The organism is Candidatus Zixiibacteriota bacterium (assembly GCA_014728145.1).
Classification (GTDB): domain Bacteria; phylum Zixibacteria; class MSB-5A5; order JAABVY01; family JAABVY01; genus WJMC01.
In genome coordinates this window covers 1-6,309 of record WJMC01000114.1, presented here as the reverse complement: position 1 = coordinate 6,309, position 6,309 = coordinate 1, and the positions used below count along the sequence as shown (strand labels likewise).

The 6,309-nt window shown below is 50.2% G+C and carries 6 protein-coding genes; 3 read left to right on the top strand and 3 right to left on the bottom strand.

Annotation, left to right across the window (positions count from 1 at the left end; genetic code table 11):
- Nucleotides 1–77: 77 nt before the first annotated feature.
- Both GF404_07065 and GF404_07060 read right to left on the bottom strand, forming a co-directional pair.
- A complete protein-coding gene (locus GF404_07065; GenBank protein ID MBD3381940.1) occupies nucleotides 78–758 on the bottom strand; it encodes an NADH-quinone oxidoreductase subunit B in 681 nt (226 codons plus the stop codon).
- A gap of 1 nt (nucleotide 759) precedes the next feature.
- Nucleotides 760–1,092 (bottom strand): NADH-quinone oxidoreductase subunit A, encoded by a 333-nt coding sequence (locus tag GF404_07060; protein ID MBD3381939.1) that lies wholly within the window; start codon nucleotides 1,090–1,092, stop codon nucleotides 760–762.
- 499 nt (nucleotides 1,093–1,591) lie between these two features.
- Between GF404_07060 and GF404_07055 the strand changes: the two genes are divergently transcribed.
- Nucleotides 1,592–2,788, top strand: coding sequence for an MFS transporter (locus GF404_07055; GenBank protein ID MBD3381938.1), 1,197 nt, complete (start codon nucleotides 1,592–1,594; stop codon nucleotides 2,786–2,788).
- Here the strand turns inward: GF404_07055 and GF404_07050 are convergent.
- The gene (locus GF404_07050) at nucleotides 2,785–3,546 is read right to left on the bottom strand and encodes a hypothetical protein (protein MBD3381937.1); all 762 of its coding nucleotides are present in this window, start codon (nucleotides 3,544–3,546) and stop codon (nucleotides 2,785–2,787) included. The two genes, GF404_07055 and GF404_07050, sit on opposite strands and share 4 nt — an antisense overlap.
- Nucleotides 3,547–3,825: 279 nt before the next feature.
- On the opposite strand from GF404_07050, the gene treZ reads away from it, so the two are divergent.
- Nucleotides 3,826–5,652, top strand: a complete 1,827-nt coding sequence (treZ, locus tag GF404_07045) for a malto-oligosyltrehalose trehalohydrolase (protein ID MBD3381936.1) — start codon at nucleotides 3,826–3,828, stop codon at nucleotides 5,650–5,652.
- 5 nt (nucleotides 5,653–5,657) lie between these two features.
- Nucleotides 5,658–6,309: glycoside hydrolase (locus tag GF404_07040; protein MBD3381935.1), on the top strand; the 652-nt coding region annotated here is incomplete at its 3' end.

The window sequence follows — 6,309 nt, the reverse complement described above, 5'->3', positions numbered from 1 at the left end:
TTCGGCAACCACCGACTCGTCAAATTTACCACGGAGCTGATCGGCAATCCGATTGATGTCTGTTACACAGCTCTGCATCAAATATCTTTCCTCTTGTTGTAGTGGATGGTTGTGAGGCCCTTGTCCATGGTGGCCAGATCACGCACCCGGTTGCGCTGTTCTTTTTTGAGATCACGCAGGGCCGGCGGCTTGCCCTTGATCAGTCCCTGCGGTCCCATTGTCCAGCTCAGCGGTCTCTTTTCTTTTGAAGCGGTCTTGCTCAGCAGGGTGATGCCTTCCATGAAGGTCTCCGGGCGAGGCGGACATCCGGGAACGTACAGGTCGACCGGCATGAATTTATCGACACCCTGCACGACGCTGTAGATGTCGTACATCCCGCCCGAGTTAGCGCATGAGCCCATCGAGATAACCCAGCGCGGTTCCATCATCTGGTCGTACAAGCGACGGATAATCGGAGCCATTTTCATAAAGACCGTTCCGGCAATCACCATCATATCAGCCTCACGGGGGGTACCGCGTATTACTTCAGCACCAAAACGAGCGATATCGAACTTGCTGGTCAGGCTGGTAGCCATCTCGACAAAACAGCACGAGAGCCCGAAATTAAAAGGCCAGATAGAGTTGGATCTGCCCCACGCGATCAGGTCCTGCAGGCGCGAAAGGATCACGCTCTCGCGGACTTTTTCCTCAAATCCGCGGTCAGCCAGATCCGCAGAAGTCAGTTTTTCACCTTCTGATATCTTATGAAGATTGAGCATATCAATTCATCTCTTTTCGGTTCAGACGTTTCATTTCCGATGACAACCAGTCGATCGCACCCATCCGCCACTCGTAGATCAACCCGACGACCAGAATTGCTATAAACATGATTAAGCCCCAGTAACCGGGCCATCCCAGCTCACGTGCGCCAATCGCCCAGGCGAAAATAAATACAACCTCCAGATCGAAGATTACAAACAGCATGGCCACTAAATAAAATTTGGCGGAGAAACGGATGCGCGCCGAACCGGTGGTTTTTATTCCGGACTCGTACGGCAGATCGGTTTCGCGGTCTCTATGGCGTTCGCCGAGAAGATACGATAAGCCGTACATCACCCCCAGCACGAACAGCACGCCGAGAAAATAGACAATAAAAGGAATGTAACTGTAAAATGAACTGTCCTGAACGTCCAAGTCCAAATCCCTTCAGATTCGCATAGACCCCCTGGACACAGCGGCGGGGGATGGTCATCATGTTTTATTCTTGTACGAAACGATCGAGTTGAATTATTGCTTAGTTTTAAGGCTCAGCGATTCTTTTAATCAATTCCAGAAATCGTGGGTGTCAACCGCCCTATACTCAATCGATCATAATATGTAAATATATTGTACAGCAATCAAGTTTTTTATCAAACAATTGAGACTGCGTAGAAATAACTATCATAAAATGCCTCGATCTGTCCCGGTAATAAGTTAGACGGTTTTGATACAGCAATGATTATTTGCTTATGGCACAGTTTTGAGCTATTATGGTAGTTTGATTTTTGAAGCGAGGTGAGTAATCGCGTTACTGGATAACGGGTTCTTCAAGACGATCGGCGTCAACCCCGGAGTGCTGGCGCTTTCGATCGCACGTATGGCCGAAGCAATCGGCAACAGCATCCTGTTTATACTATTACCCCTCTACGTCGCCAAACTGCCCTCGGAGCATCTCCCCTTCTCCGTACCTGTCCTGGTCGGTATACTGATTTCAATCTATGGCTTCATCGCCTCTATTGTTCAACCCCTGATGGGTGCTTTGAGCGACCGGATGGGAAGCCGTAAGCGGATGATTCAGGCTGGATTGGTTTTGATGGGAGGAGGTACTCTGTTCTATATATTTGCTGACCAGTATCTCGACCTGATCGTCCTGCGTTCGCTCCAGGGAGTCGGAGTGGCGATTACTATACCGGCCTCGATGGCACTTATGACGGCAATCACGAAAAAAGGGACTCGTGGCGGTTCCATGGGTGTCTACTCTATGTTGCGCATGATCGGGTTCGCTTCCGGCCCTGTGATCGGCGGTTTTCTGCAGACCCGTTTCGGCTTCAATACCGCTTTCTACGCCGGCTCGGCATTTGTTTTCATGGGATTGATCATGGTGCAAATCTGGGTCAGGGATGTCCGTCCGGATAAAAACGTCATCAAGGAGCGTTTCCATATCTTTGACCGCAAGCTTTTCCGGCCGGGAATCATTGCCGCTTCGCTGTCAACTTTTGTTATGGCGACTTCGTTTTCGATGCTGACAACTTTGGAAAATGAGTTCAACCGGCGCCTCGCCATCGACGCGTTCTATTTCAGTATTGCGTTCAGTTCGATGATGGTGAGCCGCATATTTCTGCAGATACCTTTGGGGAGGCTGGCCGATGTTTTCGGACGCAAGCCCCTGATTTTCGGTGGCCTGATCGTTCTCGGAATCACGACCGCCCTGACCGGCGAGGTGACTGCTCTATGGCAACTGGTAGCTATTCGTATGGTGCAGGGATTTGCCTCGGCCGCGATTGCCGCACCCGCTCTGGCTTTGGTAGCCGACCTGTCCGAAGTCGGCGGAGAAGGACGGCAGATGAGCGTGATCACAACCGGTTTTGGCCTCGGCATTGCCGTCGGACCGCTTCTGGCCGGAATTCTGGCTGTGGTGTTTTTTGAACTTCCATTTCTGGTCGGAGGTGCATTGTCTTTCATTACCGCCCTGGTGGTACTCAGGATGATGCCGGAGACGATCGAGGGTGAGCGGGTGCTGTTCAAGGGCTCGCACTCAGAACGGGCTTAGAAGCTGATTATTACCCCGGCCGACAGATAATGCAACAACGCGAAATTGTAAACCTCATCGACATCCGCACCGCCCTCCAGTATTCGGTACCCGGTTTTGAGGGCAACCCTGCCGGTTAAATCGTACCGCAATGCCAAGAGCAAATCCTCGGCTCGTCCCTGGGGTGCCGCCAGCGCGTCACCTTCCAATAACAGCCCCAGGCGGTCGGAAAAACTCCAGTCCAGCATAAAATTTATGAGCGGAACAAATCCTGTGTTGGTCTTTTCCTCGAATTTGTCGCCCGACTGGAGGCTGATGGCGGCATCGCGAAGCTTGGCAGTGAAACCGAGACCGATCTTCAAATCGGGACGATCGTATAGCCGATAACGGTAAGTGACACGATAGGAATCGAAACGGTAGACTGCTTTTAACGGTGAGCCGGCCTCGAATGAACTGTCTTCGAACACGACCTGCTGATCAACTCTGCCTTCTGCATTGATACGTAACGGCGCCGCGAAAACCGATATCGTATGGCGGTCGGCGATTACATAACTCAACCGGCCACGAAAGAAAAATCGTGATTCGGCCGAAAGATCTTCAACCAGCGAGATTTCGGTTCCGGTCTCATTAGGGATACGTACATCGTTATAGCCGTTGAAGACTGCACCGCCCTCGAGATCAAAAACCCATTCTGCTGACAGTTTCGTTTCGCCGATCAACAGCAGTGATGCTATGATAGTAATTGCCAGAATTACACTTTGCTTTCCATGTAAACTCATTGTATATGAACTCCCTCTTTCATTTTTATGCCGTCAGGACATTTAACAACAGATATGAAGTGATTGTTACAAAAAATCATGTATCGACTAATTAATCTGAACTAAATCGATAATATGTTATTATAGTACATGATCACAATGTTTTTATATAGAAAAAATATGGACTGTGACGATATAAGTTATAGAGAGATAAATCGCTAATTGTGATCTGTTAACTGGTTTTAGGCGGGTGTTGTCATCACCCATGTCAGTACAGGGAAGTTCTAAAGGATTTCAGGGATGAAGCCGGGTGCTTTTTACAACAGAAAAAATAACACTTGCAAGTTCAATGTCTGGGCTCCAGCTGTCGAAAAGCTCGAACTGAAAATTGTTTCCCCGCAAAAGAAATTAATCCCGCTGAATAAAGACGCTTTCGGGTGGTGGCAGGCTGAAGTGGAAGGCATCGATCCCTCCTCCCGTTACATGTACCGTATCAACTCAGAACATGACAAACCGGATCCGGCCTCGTTTTATCAGCCGGAAGGGGTGCATGAGGCCTCGGCTGTGGTCGATCATGATGAATTCGATTGGAGCGATTCGAGCTATAACCCGCCTGAACTGGCAAAGATGATTTTCTACGAGGCGCATGTCGGGACATTCACTCGTCCGGGTACATTCGCGGGAGCGGTAGAGCGTCTCGATCATCTGCAGAAGCTGGGTGTCAACACGCTCGAGATCATGCCAGTGGCACAGTTTCCCGGTGCGCGCAACTGGGGCTACGACGGTGCTTATCTCTATGCTGTGCAGAACAGCTATGGCGGTCCTGACGGTCTCAAGCTGCTGGTCAACGAGTGCCACAGGCGCGATATCTCGGTCTGCCTGGACGTGGTTTACAACCATCTCGGGCCCGAGGGTAATTATCTGTCAATGTATTGCCCGTTTTTTACAGATAAATATCACACCCCCTGGGGAGCGGCTGTAAACTATGACGATGCTTACAGCTATGGTGTTCGCGATTTCGTGATCGCCAACGCTCTCTACTGGTTCGAGAAATACCATATCGACGCGCTCCGGCTGGATGCAATTCATGGCATCTTTGATACCGGCGCGAAACATATCTTACGGGAGATGGCTGAAGCGGTTGAAGAGCTATCTCAAAAGAAAAATCGCAGGCACTACCTGATTGCCGAAAGCGATCTCAATGACACCAGGGTGATCAGCCCGCAGGAACATGGCGGCTACGGTCTTCCGGCGCAGTGGTCGGATGATTTTCATCACGCCCTGCACACGCTTCTGACCGGCGAGAACAGCGGGTATTACCAGGATTTCGGCCAGCCCGATGACCTTGTCAAAGCGCTCAATCGAGGTTTCGTGTACGACTGGGATTATTCGAACTACCGCAAGCGCATGCACGGCAGTTCTTCAGCGGACGTTTTCGGTGACAGGCTGCTGGTCTTCATCCAGAACCATGATCAGGTCGGCAACCGGATGCTGGGGGAACGGCTGACCACGCTGGTCGATTACGAAGCGCTCAAACTGGCGGCGGGAGTGACATTGAGCGCGCCATACGTACCACTGCTGTTTATGGGCGAGGAATATGCCGAGGAAAAACCCTTTCTGTATTTCGTCAGCCATACAGACAAAAATCTGATCGAGGCGGTGCGCGAAGGCCGCAAGCGTGAATTCAAGGCCTTCGGCTGGGAACAGGAACCGCCTGACCCGCAGAGCGAGGAGACCTTTGAAAAATCACGTCCGGATTATACAAAGATTAATAGCGGTCACAATAAAGCTATGTTCAATTTCTACCGGGACCTGATTAAACTGCGTAAAGAAAACAAATGCCTTGAGAACATTGCAAAGAAAAATTGCAATGCCGAAAAACTGGCGAATATTCCTGTGATAAAAATAAAACGATCAGCGGGTGAGGAAAAAACTATTATTATTTTTAATTATTCAGGCGAGCCGGCAGAAATCGAGCTTCAGGAAAAAACCACGGGCCTCACCAAAGCAATCGATTCCGCCGATGAAAACTATGGCGGTCAGGGAAGCGACCTGATGGATGCACTCAATAGTGGAGACAAGCTCAATTTGAAAGCATATCAATTCGTAATCTATCAACAGCGATAAGTCAAATGGAAAAAAACATAGTAATACATGGGCATTTTTATCAGCCCCCTCGTGAGAATCCCTGGCTGGAGGCGATCGAGGTGCAGGATTCGGCTTATCCCTATCACGACTGGAACAGCCGGATAACAGCCGAATGTTACGCTCCTAATACAGCCTCGCATATACTCGACTCCGAGCGCAGGATCATAGATATATCGAATAACTACGCAAAAATCAGTTTCAATTTCGGACCGACATTGCTGGCCTGGATGGAGTGCCATGATCCCGAGATTTACGAGGCAATACTGGAGGCTGACCGGCAGAGCCGAAAAAGATTCTCCGGCCATGGTTCGGCAATGGCGCAGGCTTATAACCATGCAATCATGCCTCTTTGCAACAGCCGTGACAAGCGCACCCAGGTTTTGTGGGGCATCTATGATTTCAAAAGGCGTTTCAGGCGTGACCCGGAAGGGCTCTGGTTGCCCGAAACGGCGGTCGACCTCGAAACGCTCGATATCATGGCGGAAAACGATATCAAGTTCACCATCCTGGCGCCCCGTCAAGCAGGCAGGATCAGAAAAATTGCAGAAGAAAATGATAATAACGGTGAATGGCATGATGTCCCCGAGGCTTCGGTAGATCCGCGCCGTGCTTATCTATGTCGACTGCCCTCTGGTC

Coding starts and splice junctions, on each gene's coding strand:
- GF404_07050 (MBD3381937.1), bottom strand. CDS start 3,546: ATGAGTTTACATGGAAAGCAAAGTGTAATTCTGGCAATTACTATCATA.
- GF404_07065 (MBD3381940.1), bottom strand. CDS start 758: ATGCTCAATCTTCATAAGATATCAGAAGGTGAAAAACTGACTTCTGCG.
- treZ (MBD3381936.1), top strand. CDS start 3,826: ATGAAGCCGGGTGCTTTTTACAACAGAAAAAATAACACTTGCAAGTTC.
- GF404_07060 (MBD3381939.1), bottom strand. CDS start 1,092: ATGTACGGCTTATCGTATCTTCTCGGCGAACGCCATAGAGACCGCGAA.